We start from the raw sequence: 16,758 nt of genomic DNA, 5'->3' as shown, positions 1-16,758 counted from the left end.
CTCAGCTCAGCCCGGCTCGGGGCTGACGGTCACCACCCGCGCCCCGCGTGAGGTGAACTCGTCGACCAGACGAGGATCGGCACTGTCGTCGGTGATGAGGGTCCAGCCTGCCGGCAGGCGGACCCAGGAGTGGAACGGGCTGCTGCCGAGCTTGTCCGCGTGGGCGAGGACGTAGACCTCGGTGGCCCGGCGGATCATCAGCTCCTTGAGCCTGGTCTGCTGGAGGTCCGCCTCGCACAGGCCGTTGTCGGGGGTGACGCCGTCGGCGCTGAGGTAGACGCGGTCGAACGTCATGCGTTCCAGCGCGGCTTCGGTGAGTGGGCCGACGAAGCCCTGGCTGAGGTGGCGGAGGGTGCCGCCGAGGCATTCCACGTGCACCGACTCGGAACCCGCCAGCTCCTGCAACGCGGTGAGGCCGGTGGTGGCGACGGTCAGCTGTGGCACGTCGCGCAACTCACGGGCGAGCGCGCCGATGGTCGTGCCGGCGTCCAGGAGGATGGTCTCGCCGGAGTTGATCTCCGCCGCCGCCCGGCGGGCCATGGCGGTCTTCTCGGCGAACGCCTCCTGGGTTCGTTGCCGCAGTGACGGTTCCGGGTGGGCGAGCAGGGCGATGGCGCCGCCGTACGTGCGCGCCACCCTGCCCTCGTCGGTCAGCCTCGCCAGGTCGCGGCGGATCGTCGAGGCGGTGACGTCGAACGTGTCGGCGAGTTCGTCGACGCTGGCGAGGCCTGTCGTGGTCGCCAGCCGGACGATCTCGTCGCGCCGGTCGCGCGTCCGCATCCCCGCCATGCGTTGCCTCCGGTGCTGTCGTCGTACGAGAGTCCGGACAGTATTTCAGGCAGGCACCGCACTGGGGCTGGGCGACATGCGCGCGGCCTGGTGCAGCGCCTCGATCATGCTGCGGATGTCGGCCACGCCCTTGCCCGCGATGTCGAACGCGGTGCCGTGGTCGACCGACGTGCGGATCACCGGAAGGCCGACGGTGATGTTGACGCCGGCCTCGATGCCGAGGACCTTGACCGGACCGTGGCCCTGGTCGTGGTACATCGCGACGATGAGGTCGTAGTCGCCGCGTCCCGCGAGGAAGAACGCGGTGTCGGCGGGCAGGGGGCCGCGGGCGTCGATGCCCGCCGCCTGGAGGACCTCGATGGCGGGGACGATCTTCTCCTCCTCCTCGCCCTGGCCGAACAGCCCGTTCTCGCCCGCGTGCGGGTTGATCGCGCACACGCCGATCCTGGGTTCCGGCACGCCGGCGCGGACCAGGGCCTCGTGGCCGCGGCGGACCGTGCGCTCCACCAGACCGGGCTCGATCTTGCGAACGGCGTCCATCAGACCGATGTGGGTGGTCACGTGGATGACCTTGACCTTCGGCGTCGACAGCATCATCGACACCTCCTCGGTCCCGGTGAGGTGCGCCAGCAGTTCGGTGTGGCCGGGGTAGACGTGGCCGCCCGCGTGCAGCGCCTCCTTGTTCAGCGGCGCCGTGCAGATGCCCTGCACCTTCCCGGACATCGCCAGTTCCGACGCCACCCGGATGTAGTGGTACGCCGCGTCGCCCGCCACCGCGGACAGTTCGCCCCACTGGAGGTCGGCGGGCAGCAGGCCCAGGTCGATCACGTTGACGCGGCCGGGAAGGAACTCGGCGTCCTCGACGGACTCCACGGTGACGATGTCGGCCGTCACGCCCAGCGCCTCCGCGCCCAGCCGCAGCCGGGCGGCGTCGCCGATGACGACCGGCCGGCACTCGGTGGCGATGCCCTCGTCGAGCAGTGCGCCGACGACGACCTCGGGGCCGACGCCCGCGCCGTCGCCCATCGTGACCGCGATGAACGGGCGGGTGTCGGGACGGGAAGTGGTGCTCACGTGACTGCCTCCGTGGCGTTCGTGGTCGGACCGCAGCGCGGCCGCGATGTCGGTGAGGGAGCCGGGCACGCCGAAGCTGCCCGGCCTGGTGACGACCCTGCGGCCGTCGGGTGTGGTGCTCAGGACGGCGCCGTGGTGCCCGGCCAGCGGGCCGTGGACGGTGAGCCGGGTGACGCCGAGCCGGTCGAGCACGGCGCGGGCGGTCTCGCCGCCGGTGAGCACGAGGTCGGCGGTGGTCGGTCGCACGGCGTCGGCGGCCACGTCGGCGAGCGCGGCCACGAGCGTGCGGGCCGCGCCGGGCACTACGCCGGCAGCCGGGTCGACGGCGAGCACGACGACGGCGTCGCCCACGGTGATCTCGGGCCGCTTCAGGAGCGACGGGCTCAGCGGGACGACGTGCGCGCCGGACGCCCGCAGGTGCTCGACCTGCGGCGAAGCCGCCGCCGAGCCGACCACCACCAGGACGCCCGAACCGGGAGTCCTGGCCGGCCAGGACGGGCCGTTCTCCCGTCCCAGCGCGGCGGCGAGTCCGGCGGATCCCACCAGCACCGCTCCGGCGGCCGTGCCCGCGGCGGCCACGGCCTGGAGATCGGCGTCGTCCTCCGCGTCGCACACGGCGACCGCCCCGGTCGCGCGGATCGCGCGGAGCCGCGTCACGAGTCCCGGATCGCGCACGCCGGCCAGGTCCACCGTCTCGACGCGCTGGGGCGAGAGCAGGTCGGCGACGGAGAGGGGTGGCGGCGTGTGTTCGACCCGCCACGCGTCCGTCTCGTGCAGCGGCACGCCGTCCAGGTGCACGACGCCGCCGCGCACCACCCGGCCGAGCCGGGGGAGGGCGGGGCACACCACGGCGAAGCCGCCCGCGCCGCGCACCGCCGCGGCGACGTGTCCGCGGAGCAACGAGTCGACCTTCACGAACACCTGCCGGGACGCCCCGAGGGCGGCGATGGCGCGGGTGGTCTCCGCTGCCGCCGCGGAGGCGGGTCCGGAGCGCGTGTCGAGGTCCACGACGATCACGTCACCGTCATCACCGGGAAACGCCGGGTCGATCCCGAGGAGCACCAAACTGCGCGTTGTGCGCACCCTGATCGCGGAGGCCACCTCGGCCGCTCCGGACAGATCATCAGCCACAACAAGGATCTTTGCCATTTCGGACTCACCTCCTCCGCCGGTTCCCGTTAGAAGGATTGCACAGAACGCGCCATTGAGGCCACATCTCTTGCGCGAAACGTGCAGGACATGTCACTGTGGCTCGGGTAACACCGGTGCACCCCGGCCACGCCAGGCCGCAGCGCCGTCACCCCCGAGCACTGTGAGAGGTCGACGATGACCCGATCCGGAAGCGGCCCGGAGCTCTCCCGCCGCACCCTGTTGAGATGGGGAGCGATCACCGGCGCCGGTGTGGCGCTGACCCCGCTGCTGAACGCGTGCGCGGGCCCGACCGGCACTCCCGGCCCCGGCACGCTGACCCTCGCGCTCAACCGCTCGCTGGTCAGCCTGGACAACAAGCTGAACCAGTTCGACGCGGCCGTCACCGTCCAGCGTGGCGTGCGCCAGGCGCTCACGAGGGTCGACCAGAACCTGAAGCCCGAGCTCGTGCTGGCCGACCGGTTCGAACTGACCGCACCCACGCAGTGGACGGTGCACCTGCGCGACGGCGTGCGCTACTCGGACGGCTCACCGGTCACCGTGCAGGACGTGACGACCGCGCTGGAGATGTACCAGCAGGTGAACGGGTCGTTCCTCGCGGGCTTCTTCCCCGAGTTCCCCACCGTCGTGCCGGTGGACGACAGCACGTTCGTGCTCCGGACCGAGCGCCCCATCCCGGTGCTGGACTACCTGATGGCGAACATCCTGGTCACGCCCTCGGCGGCGAACCGGCCGGAGGAGCTGCAGGACGGGATCGGCTCCGGCCCGTACGTGGTGCGCGCGGGCAACCGCGGCACCGGCGACTACTCGCTCGCGGTCAACGAGAACTACTGGGGCCCCGCGCCGCGCGTGCCGAACGTGCAGGTCCGGTTCATGCCGGAGGAGTCGAGCCGGGTCGTGTCACTGCGCAGCGGCGAGGTGGACGTGATCGACTCGATCACGCCGGACGCCGCCGACCAGCTCGCGGGTCTGCCGGGCGTGCGGATCACCCGCATCCCGAGCACCCGGATCAACCAGCTCTTCTACAACTTCCGCAAGCCGCAGGGCCATCCGCTGGCCGACCCGAGGGTGCGCGAGGCGCTGACCTACGCCATCGACGGCCGAGCGCTGGTCCAGGACGTGCTCGTCGGCTCGGTCACCCAGGCCGACGGCGTCGTGCCGACCGGCCTGGAGGGCGCGGTCAGGACCGGCGAGTACGTGTACGACCCGAACCAGGCCAGGCAACGGCTGGACGCGCTCGGCGTGCGCGACCTGGAACTGAAGATCATCTGGGAGCGCGGCGAGTTCGCGGGGGACACCTCCGTCATGGAGGCCGTGCTCCAGATGCTCGGCCAGGTCGGGGTGCGCACCACGCTCCAGCAGTTCGAGCCCGGTGGCGACATCCTGTCGTGGCGCCAGGGCAAGGCGGGCGACTGGGACGTGCTCGGCAACGGCTACCCCAGCCCCACCGGCCTCGCCGTGAGCATCCTGCAGGGCATGTACGCGGGCACTCCCGAGAAGGAGAAGACCCGCGACACCTACCAGGGCTACGTGGTCCCGTCGATCGCCGCGCAGATCGCCGACGCCGCCGCCGACCCCGACGCCACCCGCCGCACGCAACTGCTCGGTGACGCGCAGCGCGCGGTGTGGGCGACGTGGCCGTGCCTGTGGGCGTTCGTGCCCAACGCCGTCATCGCCAGCCGCAGCCGGGTCGGCGACATCTCGCTCGTCCCCACGAACTCCTACGACCTCGCGTCCGCGCGGCTGGAGGGCTGACCGATGGCGCCCTACCTGTTCAAGCGGCTCGGCCAGAGCGTCCTCACGGTGTTCCTGACGATCTCGACCGTGTTCGTGCTGATCCGCCTGGCTCCCGGCGACCCGGCCGCCGCCTACGCCGGCCCGCTCGCCACCTCGGAGGACCTGGCGAAGATCCGCGCCTCCTTCGGCCTCGACCGGTCCGTGGTCGAGCAGTACCTGTTGTTCCTCAAGGGAATCCTCACCGGCGACCTCGGCACGAGCTACTCGTTCCGCTCGCCCGCGCTGGACGTGGTGCTCGAGCGGCTGCCGTTCACCATCACGCTCGCCGTCGCCGCCATCCTGATCACCACCGTCGTGGCCGTGCCGCTGGGCGTGTGGATGGCCCGCCGCGCCGACACGACCCGCGAGCTGGGTGCGAACGTCGTGACGATCGCCGGCCAGTCCATGCCGGACTTCTGGAGCGGCGTCATGCTGCTCACGGTCTTCGCGGTGCTGATCCCGGTGCTCCCGGCGTCCGGTTTCGCCACGTGGAGCGGCCTGGTGCTGCCCGCGGTCACCGTCGCCATCCTCCAGATCGCGCTCATCTCCCGGCTGGTGCGCGGCGAGATGGCCAGGAACCTCGCCGCCCCCTACCTCGTGGTGGCGCGCTCGCGCGGGGTGTCGGAACGGGCGCTGGTGTGGCGCTACGCGATGACCAACTCGTCCATCCCCGTCGTCACCGCGCTGGGCACGCGGTTCGCGTCCATGCTGAACGGCGTGGTCGTCGTCGAGGTCGTGTTCGCCTGGCCGGGCGTCGGCTCGCTCGTGGTCCGCGCGCTGGAGACCCGCGACTACCCGCTGATCCAGGCCACCGTTCTCGTCACGGCCGCGCTCGCCGTCGGCGTCCAACTCCTGGTCGACCTCGCCTACCCGCTGCTCGACCCGCGGGTGCGCCTCGGGAAGAAGGTGTCCGCGTGAGCACCACTCACACCGACCTGGAGCGCGTGGAGCAGTCCGCGCCCAGGCCCAGCGCCGTCACCGCGAAGCACCTGGCCCGCGCGAAGGTCACCCGGCAGCGCCGGGGATCGGGGCTCAAGCTGTGGACCGGACTGGTCTGCACGCTGCTCGTCGTCGTCCCCGTGGCGCTGGCCCGCGTGCTGCCGCTGCCCGGCCCTGACCAGCAGGACCTCGCGAGCCGCCGCCTCGCGCCGTTCACCGGCGGCCACCTGTTCGGCACCGACCAGCTCGGCCGCGACCTGCTGTCCCGCATCCTGCACGGCGGCCAGGTGTCGCTGCTGGTCGGCCTGCTCGCCGTCGTGGTGTCCGGCGTGATCGGCGTCGTGCTCGGCGCGTCCGCGGGCTACTTCGGCGGCTGGATCGACTCGGTCGTGTCCCGGCTGCTGGAAGCACAGCTCTCCTTGCCGCTGCTGATGATGCTGCTCCTCGTGGTGGCCCTGTTCGGACCGTCGATCCCGGTCATCACGTTCGTGATCGCCATCGCGCAGTGGCCCGAGGTGGCCCGCCTGACACGGTCGCTCGTGCTGGTGGAGCGGGAGAAGCCGTACGTGGCCGCCGCCAGGGTGCTCGGGCTGCACCGGCTCGCGATCCTGCTCCGCCACGTGCTGCCGAACGTCGTGAAGCAGGCCAGTCTCGTGGTCCTGCTGTTGCTCGCTCAGGCGGTGCTGCTCGAAAGCGCGCTGTCCTACCTGGGCGCCGGTCCGCAGCGGCCGTTCGCCACGTGGGGCCGGATCATCTCCGACGGGCAGGACTACATCACCACCTCGTGGTGGATGGTCACCCTGCCCGGCCTCGTCATCGTCGCCCTCGTCGTGGGCGTGAACCTGCTGGGAGACGGCCTGCGCGACCGTGCGCGCCGGCGGAAGGCGAGCACCTCGTGAGCACCGCGCTGCTGGACGTCGAGGACCTCCAGGTCGAGCTGATCACCGCCGGGGGAGTGGTGCGCGCCGTGGACGGCGTCAGCTTCACCATCGGCGAAGGCGAGACCGTGACCGTCATCGGCGAGTCCGGTTCAGGCAAGTCGACCACCGCGATGGCGGTCCTCGGCCTGCTCCCGGACGATCTGGCCGTGGTGTCGGGCTCGGTCCGTTTCGGCGACACCGACGTCATCGCGCAACCCAGGGCCCTGCGGGCGGTGCGCGGCCGGACCGTGTCCCTGATCCCGCAGGATCCGATGACCGCGCTCAGCCCGGTGCACACGATCGGGCGGCAACTGGTCGAGGCCGTGCGGCTGCGCAAACCGGAGCTCGCCAAGCGCGACGCAGAGGCGCGTGCCGTGGAACTGCTCGACCTGGTCCACGTGCCGCGCGCCGCCGAGCAACTCGGCCGCTACCCGCACCAGTTGTCCGGCGGGATGCTCCAGCGCGTGCTGATCGCCATCGCCCTCGCCGGGGAACCCCGGCTGCTGGTGGCCGACGAGCCGACGAGCGCGCTGGACGTGACCGTGCAGGCGGGCATCCTCGGACTTCTGCTGGAACTGCAGGAGAGCACCGGCATCGGCATCCTGATGATCACGCACGACCTGGGCGTGGCGCGGCTGGTGTCCGACCGCATCCACGTGATGCGCGAAGGCAGGTTCGTCGAGTCCGGCGACGTGGAGTCCGTTGTGGACGATCCGCGCCATGAGTACACCCGCAAGCTGCTGTCTGCTGTGCCCGTTCTCGGGCCATGGGACGAGGACGACGCCGTCGCCGGAGGAGACCGATGACCACACCGCTGCTCGACGTGCGCAACCTCGTGGTGGAGTACCACGTGCGCGGCGGCTCGTTCCGCGCGATCGACGACGTCAGCTTCACGGTCCACAAGGGACGGACGCTGGCGGTCGTCGGCGAGTCCGGGTGCGGCAAGTCCACCATCGCCTGCGCGATCGTGCGCCTGCTCAAGCCCAGCTCCGGCCAGATCCTGCTGGACGGCACGGACATCGCGGGGCTGTCGGAACGCCGGATGCGCCCGCTGCGCCCGCGAGTGCAGATGGTGTTCCAGGACCCGTACGCGTCGCTGGACCCGCACCTGAACGCGCAGGACATCGTCGCCGAACCCCTGCGGCTGCGCGGAGTCCGCTCCGCCACCGAGCGCAGGGCGAAGGCGGCGGAGCTGATCGACAGGGTCGGCCTGCCGTCCAGCGCGCTGGAGCGGCGGCCCGCCGAGTTCTCCGGCGGCCAGCGGCAGCGCATCGGCATCGCCAGGGCGCTGGCCAGCAGTCCCGAACTGCTGGTGTGCGACGAGGCGACCAGCGCGCTGGACGTCTCGGTGCAGGCACAGGTGCTGGCGCTGCTGGAGGACCTCCAGCGCGACACAGGGCTGACCTGCATCGTCATCTCGCACAACCTGGGCGTGGTGCGGCAGATCAGCGCGGACGTCGTGGTGATGAAGGCGGGCAGGGTCGTCGAGTCCGGCCCGACCGCCGACGTGCTGGCCGCACCCAAGGAGCCCTACACCCGCGCGCTGCGCCGAGCCGCGCTCGATCCCACCGCCATGACCGGCCGCAAGCCGCGCGCCTTCGTCACGGCCCGAGAGGAGATCCCCGCGTGAGCGCGTTCGCCCTGTCCCGGCTGGTGCTGGGCACGATGACCTTCGGCGACACCGTCGACGCGCACGGCGCGCGCCGCATGGTCGACGCGGCCCTCGACGCCGGGATCACCGGCGTGGACACCGCGAACGGCTACGCGGCCGGCGCGTCGGAAGAGATCCTGCGCGACCTGCTGCCCGGCCGCCGCGACCGCGTCGTGCTGGCGACCAAGGCGGGAATCCCGCATCCGGACGCCGACGGGGCGCCGCCGCTGTCGGCGGTCGCGCTGCGCCGGTGCGTGCGGGGGAGTCTGCGCCGGCTCGGGGTCGACCACGTGGACCTGTTCTACCTGCACCAGCCCGACCGGGCGACGCCGATCGCGGAGACGGTCGCCGAACTGGGCAAGCTGGTCGCCGAAGGGCTCGTGGCCGCGATCGGGGTGTCGAACTTCGCCGCGTGGCAGATCGCCGCGCTGAACCGCGAGTGCGACGAGCAGGGCGTGCCCAGACCTGTTGCCGCGCAACAGCTCTACAACCTGATCGCCCGCAGGGTGGAGGACGAGTACCTGGAGTTCGCCCAGGTCACCGGGCTGCTCACAGTCGTCTACAACCCGCTGGGCGGCGGCCTGCTGACCGGCAGGCACACGTTCGAGCAGAAGCCGGGCGAAGGCCGGTTCGGCGACTCCCGGCTGGCCGAGATGTACACCCAGCGGTATTGGAACGACCGCCTCTTCGCCGCCGTCTCCGCGTTGTCGGACGTCGCCGCGAGCGCGGGGATTCCGTTGACCGAGCTGTCGCTGCGGTGGCTGCTCAGCCAGGCCGGCGTGGGCTCGGTGCTGCTCGGCGGCTCCCGCGTCGAACACCTCGTCGCCAACGTCGAGGCCGCCTCCGCCGGACCGCTGCCCGCCGACGTGCTGGCCGCGTGCGACGAGGTCGGGGCCGCGCTGCACGGTCCCATGCCCGCCTACAACCGCTGACCGATCCTGGAGGAGTGGGAATGTCCGCGAGCGAGTTCGCCCGCAAGATCCGCGCCCGCGAAGGGGCGATCGGTTACTGGTGCGTCCTGGACGCGCCCGTGGCGACCGAACGGATCGCCCGGCTCGGCTACGACTACGTGTGCCTGGACGGCCAGCACGGCCTGCTCGGCTACTCGGGGCTGCTGGCGGGGCTGACCGCGATCGACGCGGGCGGCACGTCCACCGGTCTGGTGCGGGTGGAGGCCAACGACCCCACGCCCATCGGCCGGGCGCTCGACGCGGGTGCGGGCGGGGTGATCGTGCCGCTGGTCGACACCGCGGCGGACGCCGCTGCCGCCGTGGCCGCGGCGAAGTACGGCCCGGAGGGAAAGCGGTCCTACGGACCTATGCGGTCCGCGTTGCGCATCGGCCCGATCCCGGCCGACGCCAACGCCGCGACCGTCGTGCTGGCGATGATCGAGACCGCGCAGGGACTGGCGAACGTCGAGGAGATCTGCGCGACCTCCGGCCTGGACGGCGTGTACGTCGGCCCGTCCGACCTGATGCTCGCCCTCGGCGGCGCCTTCCCCGGCGACCCCGAGTTCGCTTCCGAGTTCGAAGCCGCGCTCACCCGCGTGCGCGAAGCCGCCGCCGCGGCCGGAATCGCGGCGGGCATCCACACCCCGGACGGGACCTCCGCGGCGAAGCGGCTGGCCGAGGGCTACACGTTCGCGTCGATCTCCTCGGACCTGACCCATCTGGAGGCCTCCGCCGCCGCCCACCTCGCCGCGTCGCGGGGCGAGTCGTGAGCGCGCGGACCGTCGCGTTCGACGGAGTCCTGCGCCCCCGCCCCGACGACCCGGAGCGGCTGGACGCGATGCTGCCCGCGCCCGCCGTGCAGAACCACGCCGCGAACCTGGCCACGCTGCCCGGCGGTGACCTGGGCTGCGTGTGGTTCGGCGGCACGCAGGAGGGTGTGCCGGACATCAGGGTCTGGTTCTCCCGGCTGCCCGTCGGCGCCGACACGTGGTCCACGCCCGTGCAGTTGTCCGACGACGGCACGAGGTCCGAGCAGAACCCGGTGCTGTTCGTCGCTCCCGGCGGCGACGTCTGGCTGCTGTGGACCGCGCAGATCGCGGGCAACCAGGACACCTCCGAGGTGCGCCGCCGGATCTCCGGCGACGGTGGCCGCACCTGGGGCCCGGCCACGACGCTGATCCCCGCGAGCGACACCGGCGGCGTGTTCGTGCGCCAGCCGATCGTCGTGCTGCACTCCGGCCGGTGGCTGCTGCCCGTGTTCCACTGCGTGTCCGTGCCGGGACAGCGCTGGGTGGGGGACCGCGACACCAGCGCCGTCCTGATCTCCGACGACGCCGGGGCGACCTGGCGCGAGTCGGCCGTGCCGGACAGCACGGGCCGCGTGCACATGAACGTGGTGCCGCTGGCCGACGGCACGCTCGCCGCGTTCTACCGCAGCCGGTGGGCCGACTTCGTCTACCGCTCCACGTCCACCGACGACGGCGAGACGTGGACCGCGCCCCAACAGGTGCCCGACCTGCCGAACAACAACTCGTCCGTCCAGGTCGTCCGGCTGGCCGACGACCGGCTCGCGGTGGTGTTCAACGACAGCAGCGCCCGCGACGCCATCGAGCGCAGGCTCTCGCTGTACGACGAGATCGACGACGGCGGCCTCGCCGAACAGGCCCAGCCGCCGGAGGAGTTCGGTGCCGCGTTCTGGGGAGCGCCTCGCGCGCCGATGACTCTCGCGCTCTCGTCCGACGGCGGCCTCACCTGGCCGGTGCGGCGGAACCTCGAGGTCGGCGACGGGTACTGCCTGACCAACAACTCCCGCGACGGCCTGAACCGCGAGTTCTCCTATCCGACGATCCACCAGACCGCCGACGGGACGCTGGACATCGCGTTCACGTACTTCCGGCAGACGATCGAGCACGTCCGCGTGCCCGTGTCGTGGGTCGGATGACCCGGCACGCCCTGGTCACCGGCGTCAGCTCTGGCATCGGTCTCGCCATCACGCGCAGGCTGCTGGCCGAGGGCTGGACCGTGACGGGACTCAGCCGGAGCGAACCGCCGCTGCACCACGAGCGGCTCACGTGGCACGCCCTGGACCTCGGCGATCTCGACTCGCTGCGGTCGTTCGTCAGCTCCCTGTCCACTGTGGACGCCGTCGTGCACGCCGCGGGCCTCCAGCGCTCGGCGCCACTCGGCTCGCTGTCCACAGAGGACGGCGCGGACATGTGGCTGGTGCACGTGGAGGCGGCGACGGTGCTGGTCGACGCCGCCGTGGCCCGCATGCCGCGCGGTGCCCGCGTGGTGCTGATCGGCAGCCGCACGATGACCGGCGTGGCGGGCAAGAGCCAGTACGCCGCCACCAAAGCCGCACTGGTGGGCCTGGCGCGTTCGTGGGCGGCCGAACTCGTGGACCGAGCGATCACGGTGAACGTCGTGGCGCCCGGTCCGACCGACACCCCGATGCTGCACGACCCCGGCCGGGCCGCGACCCCTCCACGGTTGCCGCCGATGGGCGCGTTGATCGACCCGGCCGAGGTCGCGGGCACGGTCGCGTTCCTGCTCGGACCGGACGCCCGCAACATCACCGGCCAGGCGCTGGTCGTGTGCGCCGGGGCGTCCCTCGGCTGACCTCAGGGTTCAATCTCAGTTGCACCGCGGCCCACGGCCTGATCGACTGCGCATGACCAGTCGGCCGGACAAGGAGAGGCACATGTGCGTGGCGTTCGTGTTCACCCAGAAGGTATTCGTTGCCTATCTAGAGGACATGACGCTTGTCGCGCACCTTGAACTTGGGGATCCTGGCTCACGTCGACGCCGGTAAGACCAGCCTCACCGAGCGGTTGCTGCACACCGCCGGTGTCATCGACGCACTCGGCAGCGTGGACGCGGGGAACACGCAGACCGACTCGCTCGCGCTCGAACGGCAGCGCGGCATCACGATCAAGTCCGCCGTCGCGTCGTTCGTCGTCGGTGACGTCGTGGTCAACCTGATCGACACACCGGGCCACCCGGACTTCATCGCCGAGGTGGAGCGGGTGCTCGACGTGCTCGACGGCGCCGTGCTGGTGGTGTCCGCGGTGGAGGGCGTGCAGGCGCAGACCCGCGTGCTCATGCGCACGTTGCGGCGCCTGGAGATCCCGACTGTCGTGTTCGTGAACAAGATGGACCGTCGCGGCGCTGACGGGGAGCGCGTGGCGCGCGACGTGGTCGAGAAGCTGGCGACCGAGGCGCGGATCTACTTCGGGTCCGCGATCACCGGCGACGGCCTGGACGAGCTGGTCGCCGGTGTCACGTCGTCGTTGCCGGTGACCGATGTGGTCGACTGTCCGCTGTCCGGCACGGTGTTCAAGATCGAACGTGGCAGGGCGGGGGAGAAGATCGCGTTCGTACGGCTGTTCTCCGGGACCGTGCGGGTGCGTGATCGGGTGAAGATCGGTGACCGCGAAGGAAAAGTCACCTCGATCGCGGTGTTCGAAGGCGGTTCGGCGCCACGTCGCGCCACCGCGCGGGCAGGACAGATCGCGAAGCTCTGGGGCCTCGACGTCCGCATCGGAGACACGATCGGCGTCGCTCACCACGACCGGGTACGCCACTTCGCGCCACCGACGCTGGAAACCGTGGTGGAATCAGACGATCGGGTGGCTCTGCACTCCGCGTTGAAGCAACTCGCCGAGCAGGACCCGTTGATCAACCTGCGGCTCGACGGCGACGACATCGTGGTCTCGTTGTACGGCGAGGTGCAGAAGGAGGTCATCGAGGCGACGCTCGCCCTGGAGTACGGCGTTGCCGTCACGTTCCGCGAAACGAGAACGATCCGCCTGCAACGTCTCCAGGGCGTGGGTGAGGCGGTGCGGTTCCTCGGTGAGAACCCGTACGCGGCCACCATCGGGTTCCGGGTGGAACCGGGACCGGAGGAGTTCCGGCTGGAGGTGGAGCTGGGCTCGTTGCCGCTCGCCTTCTTCAGGGCCACCGAGGACGCCGTGCGCGACACGTTGCGCGCTGACCGGATTCACGACTGCACGGTCACGATGACGCACTCCGGATACTACTCACCGGTGAGTGCGGCGGGCGATTTCCGCGGCCTCGCACCGATCGTGCTGCGGGAAGCGTTGCGCCGAGCGGGAACTGCGACGTGCGAACCGATGCACCGCTTCCGGCTGGAGATCCCGGCGGACGCACTCGCCGCGACGCTCACCGCGCTGGGCAAGGTCGGCGCCGTTCCGCTGACGACGACCGCGACCGTCCTGGAAGGACACATCCCGGCGGCGCGGGTGGGTGAGCTGCAACGACGACTGCCTTCCCTGACCAGAGGGGAAGGCGTGCTGGAAAGCGAGTTCGATCACTACGCCTGAGGCGCGTGACATGCGGCCAGGCTGGGGATCACGTCGAACTTGCGGTCCAGTCCGGTGAGCCTGAGCGGCCGGAGGACCGCGCGGGTGTGTGCCACCACGATGAACTCGACCTCGGCGGTCACGGTCGCCTCCCACACGGCCATCAGGGTGGCGAGGCCGGCGATGCCGAGGAAGCTCACCGCGGTGAGGTCGACGATGAGATCCGGGCCCGCCAAGCGAATGTGCTCCCGGAGACGGGTGTGCAGTACTGGACCACTGCGTGAGTCGACCTCGCCGAGCACCGCGACCACGACGGACCCTCGTCGGACGAGCTGTTCTGTGACGGTGAATCGCACGACGCCTGGGGATCGGCCCAACCGGCGGGAGACGCTCTGGGCGGTCACGGGTGCCTGGGCAGACGGACGGTGCTCACGGGAATCTCCTCGGGGAACCGTGGCGACCGCGGGGTCCAGGCGGACGAGGGGCAGAGAAGCCGCAGGTTAGGTATCAGCGGAGTCCACGCACAAGCCCGCGTCGGGTGCCACCACTCGATCGGGTTGTCATCTGTGCCCGTTCAGCCGTCACGACATCGCGTTGAGCTATGGCTCCAGTGTTCACCGCTGGGGCTGATCGGGCTCAGCCAGTGCGGGGACAAGCCTCAGCGCGCGGTTGTGGCGCGGTTCTGTCCGCGTCTTGGCCTCGTCGACCTGCCGGATCAGCTCGGTGCGGACCTCGTTGAGTGCGGCGGGCAGATCCGGCTCGGACGAGGTGGCGACGAGGTGCAGGCGGGGAGTGCGGTTGATCCAGCACTCCAGGGTGACTCGTTGCTCGACGCCGCTTCGGTCCTTCACGCTGATCTCGAGGTCGACCTGGTCGTCGTGGAACGAGCGCAGGCGGGAACCCAGTGCGGCCAGACGTTCCACGACCCAGCCGCGTTCGTTCGAGAGGAAGCCGGTGGCGAGGTGCAGGCGGTTGGTGATCACCGCGGTGTCTTCTGGCTGTTCGCTCATCTACTCACTTGTCCTTTGTGGAGTTTTCTACGAGGTGGCCGTGTTGCAGCGTGGAGATCAGCGCCAGCGTCGACTCGGCGCCCTGGTTGCGGTTGGGGCCGTCGGGGGTGAGTCCGTCGTAGCCGCCGCCGGTCTCCTTGTCGCGCATGGGCACGCGGAGGTCGTTGTCGCCGTTGAACCACGCGATCGCGTGGCGGACCCCGGCCTGCCACCTCAGGTCGCCGGTGGCCTGATGGGCGCGAGCGCAGGCGTCAGCGAGTGCCGCGACCTCGATGGGTTGCTGGTCGAACGCCGGGCGGGGTTCACCGACGCGCCAGCCACCTGCCGGGGTCGGCGAAAGGCGGGCCTCGCGGGACTCGACGGTCAGCAGCCAGTCCAGCAGCCGCAGGCCGTCATGGCGGATCTGGGGATCGTCGAGGAGGTGGCCCGCGGCGATCAGCGCCTCGGGAAGTACGGCATTGGCGTAGAAGAGCCGGTGTTCTGGCCACGGCCAGTCCGGTGCGTCGGCGGGCTCGCCGACGTACGAAGAGACGTCACCGAGCAGCTTGGCCGCGAGAGCGTGGTCGGCATCGACACTCAGCACCTCGGCCGCGCCGAGCGCCGCGAAGGACATCGCCCGCACCGATGACGGCCGGTGATGTGCGCTTCTGTCGAAGCAGGCCAGTGCGGCCCGGCGGATCCAGGGCACCGGGCAGCGGGCGGCCGCGGTGCCCAGCCCCCACAACGCACGTCCCCACCAGTCGCCCAGGCCCGGTTCGTCGCGCCATTCGCGGTCGGGACCGAGCCGGTTGTGGAAGCGGCCGCCGTTGGCCTGCGCGTGAGCGGTGAAGGCCAGATAGCGTTCCACCAGAACGATCAACTCGGCGGACGGCTCCGGCTCACGGCACAGCACGACCAGGCCGCGGGCGACGTCGTCCAGGCAGTAGCCGTGTGCCCGGCGGGGCAGCGGACCGTCGGCGTGCTCGTACAGGCCGGTGTCGTCGCTGAGCCGGATCAGGTGAGCGAAACTCGGGCCGGTCACGTGGTCACCACGACCCGGCCGGCGAGCACGCGCTCCGTCAGACGGCGATAGCGGTTCGCTACCGCGGCCCAGCTCAGTGCCGGGGCGAGACGCGCCGAACGGTCGCTCATCCCGGCCGCGAGTCCCGGTTCGGTCAGCACCCGCCGCAACGCCGCGGCGATGGCGGCCGGATCGCGGTGGGGCACCAGCAGCCCGGCGCCGTCCGCCAGCAGTTCGACGGCGTGCGGGAACTCGGTCGCGATCACCGGTTTGCCTGCGGCCAGGGCCTCGATCAGCACGCCGGACGTGACCTGCTCGGACGAGTCGTAGGGCAGCAGGACGACGTCGGCCTGGCCGACCAGCTCCGCCAGCGCTTCGACCTCGCGGTAGGCCGGGTCGAACTCGACCAGGTCCGTGACGCCGAACGTGGCCGCGCGGTTGCGCAGATTCCTGCGGTAGATCTCACCCTCGTGCGCCAGCACCTTGGGATGGGTCTGGCCGGCCACCAGGTAACGGGGCTTCAGGTCGCGCAGCGCGCCGAGCGCGGAGATGCCCCACTCGATGCCCTTGCCACGTCCCAGCAGACCCCAGGTGAGGATCATCGGCCGGTCGGCGGACGGAGTGTGCGCGGGTGGTTCGACGGGAAGCGCGCCGTGCGGGATCACGACGACCTCATCGGGCCGTGCGACGGCGTAGCCGTCCACGAGCCGCTGCCGCGCGGCCATGGACATGGTCACCACGGCATCGGCGTAGCCGACGACCTCTTCGAGAACCTGCCGCTGGCCGGCGGTGGGCGTGGTCAGCACCGTGTGCAGCACGACGATCACCGGCACGCGCAGCCGGGCGAGAACGCCGAGCACGTCCTCGCCATCGCGGCCGGCGTAGATCCCGTACTCGTGCTGGATCACGACCACGTCGCAGCGGTTGAGCACCTCGGCCGCGTCCTCGACCGCGCCGGGAGTCATCTGGTGCACCATCCGGGTTTCCGCGGAGGCGACCGGCTCGTGGTCCGGCTCCGTGAGGACGCGGACCACCCGGCCCGTGCTTCCCGGTGTCACCGCGGTCAGATGGCGCAGGAGAGAGGCGGTGAACGTGGCGAGTCCACATTGCGTGGGCGGATACGTGCTCAGAAAACCGTAGGTGCGGACCACCAAGCGGGCCTTTCGGATCGTCGGGAG

The 16,758-nt window shown here is 71.2% G+C and carries 16 protein-coding genes; 10 read left to right on the top strand and 6 right to left on the bottom strand.

The genetic code is table 11. The annotated features are described in order from the left end of the window. Positions 1-6: 6 nt before the first annotated feature. Both OG205_RS11630 and pdxA read right to left on the bottom strand, forming a co-directional pair. On the bottom strand, positions 7-789 hold the full coding sequence (locus OG205_RS11630) for a DeoR/GlpR family DNA-binding transcription regulator (RefSeq protein ID WP_330276219.1): 783 nt from the start codon (positions 787-789) through the stop codon (positions 7-9). A 45-nt stretch (positions 790-834) separates the two neighbouring features. After that, positions 835-3,012, bottom strand: a complete 2,178-nt coding sequence (gene pdxA, locus OG205_RS11625; protein ID WP_330276218.1) for a 4-hydroxythreonine-4-phosphate dehydrogenase PdxA — start codon at positions 3,010-3,012, stop codon at positions 835-837. Between the two features lie 177 nt (positions 3,013-3,189). Between pdxA and OG205_RS11620 the strand changes: the two genes are divergently transcribed. The 10 genes from OG205_RS11620 (at position 3,190) to OG205_RS11575 (ending at position 13,591) form a co-directional block, all read left to right on the top strand. Next, positions 3,190-4,767 (top strand): ABC transporter substrate-binding protein, encoded by a 1,578-nt coding sequence (locus OG205_RS11620; protein WP_330276217.1) that lies wholly within the window; start codon positions 3,190-3,192, stop codon positions 4,765-4,767. A gap of 3 nt (positions 4,768-4,770) precedes the next feature. After that, a complete protein-coding gene (locus OG205_RS11615; protein ID WP_330276216.1) occupies positions 4,771-5,706 on the top strand; it encodes an ABC transporter permease in 936 nt (311 codons plus the stop codon). Next, positions 5,703-6,626 carry an ABC transporter permease gene (locus OG205_RS11610; protein WP_330276215.1) on the top strand — a complete coding sequence of 308 codons (924 nt, stop codon included), beginning with the start codon at positions 5,703-5,705 and terminating at the stop codon, positions 6,624-6,626. The genes OG205_RS11615 and OG205_RS11610 overlap by 4 nt, the downstream gene beginning before the upstream one ends. Continuing rightward, positions 6,623-7,453 carry an ABC transporter ATP-binding protein gene (locus OG205_RS11605; protein WP_330276214.1) on the top strand — a complete coding sequence of 277 codons (831 nt, stop codon included), beginning with the start codon at positions 6,623-6,625 and terminating at the stop codon, positions 7,451-7,453. Before OG205_RS11610 ends, OG205_RS11605 begins: the two co-directional genes overlap by 4 nt. Continuing rightward, complete coding sequence (locus OG205_RS11600) at positions 7,450-8,277, top strand: ABC transporter ATP-binding protein (RefSeq protein ID WP_330276213.1); 828 nt, start codon at positions 7,450-7,452, stop codon at positions 8,275-8,277. Before OG205_RS11605 ends, OG205_RS11600 begins: the two co-directional genes overlap by 4 nt. Next, positions 8,274-9,230: an aldo/keto reductase gene (locus OG205_RS11595; RefSeq protein WP_330276212.1), complete on the top strand. Its 957-nt coding sequence runs from the start codon at positions 8,274-8,276 to the stop codon at positions 9,228-9,230. Before OG205_RS11600 ends, OG205_RS11595 begins: the two co-directional genes overlap by 4 nt. A gap of 20 nt (positions 9,231-9,250) precedes the next feature. Then, a complete protein-coding gene (locus tag OG205_RS11590; protein ID WP_330276211.1) occupies positions 9,251-10,018 on the top strand; it encodes an HpcH/HpaI aldolase family protein in 768 nt (255 codons plus the stop codon). Beyond that, positions 10,015-11,190: a sialidase family protein gene (locus OG205_RS11585; RefSeq protein WP_330276210.1), complete on the top strand. Its 1,176-nt coding sequence runs from the start codon at positions 10,015-10,017 to the stop codon at positions 11,188-11,190. Before OG205_RS11590 ends, OG205_RS11585 begins: the two co-directional genes overlap by 4 nt. Continuing rightward, positions 11,187-11,867: an SDR family NAD(P)-dependent oxidoreductase gene (locus OG205_RS11580; protein ID WP_330276209.1), complete on the top strand. Its 681-nt coding sequence runs from the start codon at positions 11,187-11,189 to the stop codon at positions 11,865-11,867. Before OG205_RS11585 ends, OG205_RS11580 begins: the two co-directional genes overlap by 4 nt. Before the next feature lie 143 nt (positions 11,868-12,010). After that, positions 12,011-13,591: a translation factor GTPase family protein gene (locus tag OG205_RS11575; protein WP_330276208.1), complete on the top strand. Its 1,581-nt coding sequence runs from the start codon at positions 12,011-12,013 to the stop codon at positions 13,589-13,591. Here the strand turns inward: OG205_RS11575 and OG205_RS11570 are convergent. The 4 genes from OG205_RS11570 to OG205_RS11555 all read right to left on the bottom strand — a co-directional run bounded on the left by OG205_RS11570 (position 13,582) and on the right by OG205_RS11555 (position 16,731). Beyond that, positions 13,582-13,881: an STAS domain-containing protein gene (locus tag OG205_RS11570; protein ID WP_330276207.1), complete on the bottom strand. Its 300-nt coding sequence runs from the start codon at positions 13,879-13,881 to the stop codon at positions 13,582-13,584. The two genes, OG205_RS11575 and OG205_RS11570, sit on opposite strands and share 10 nt — an antisense overlap. Positions 13,882-14,184: 303 nt before the next feature. Next, positions 14,185-14,580: an HPF/RaiA family ribosome-associated protein gene (locus tag OG205_RS11565; protein WP_330276206.1), complete on the bottom strand. Its 396-nt coding sequence runs from the start codon at positions 14,578-14,580 to the stop codon at positions 14,185-14,187. A gap of 4 nt (positions 14,581-14,584) precedes the next feature. After that, entirely contained in the window at positions 14,585-15,601 is a 1,017-nt protein-coding gene (locus OG205_RS11560; RefSeq protein ID WP_330276205.1) for a hypothetical protein, read from the bottom strand. Next, positions 15,598-16,731, bottom strand: coding sequence for a glycosyltransferase (locus tag OG205_RS11555; protein WP_330276204.1), 1,134 nt, complete (start codon positions 16,729-16,731; stop codon positions 15,598-15,600). Before OG205_RS11555 ends, OG205_RS11560 begins: the two co-directional genes overlap by 4 nt. Between the last annotated feature and the right edge of the window lie 27 nt (positions 16,732-16,758).

The organism is Lentzea sp. NBC_00516 (genome assembly GCF_036346835.1).
In the GTDB taxonomy this organism is placed as follows: Bacteria; Actinomycetota; Actinomycetes; order Mycobacteriales; family Pseudonocardiaceae; genus Lentzea; species Lentzea sokolovensis.
Note: the sequence above shows the minus strand (reverse complement) of the source record. Positions and strands in the feature narration are given on the sequence as shown.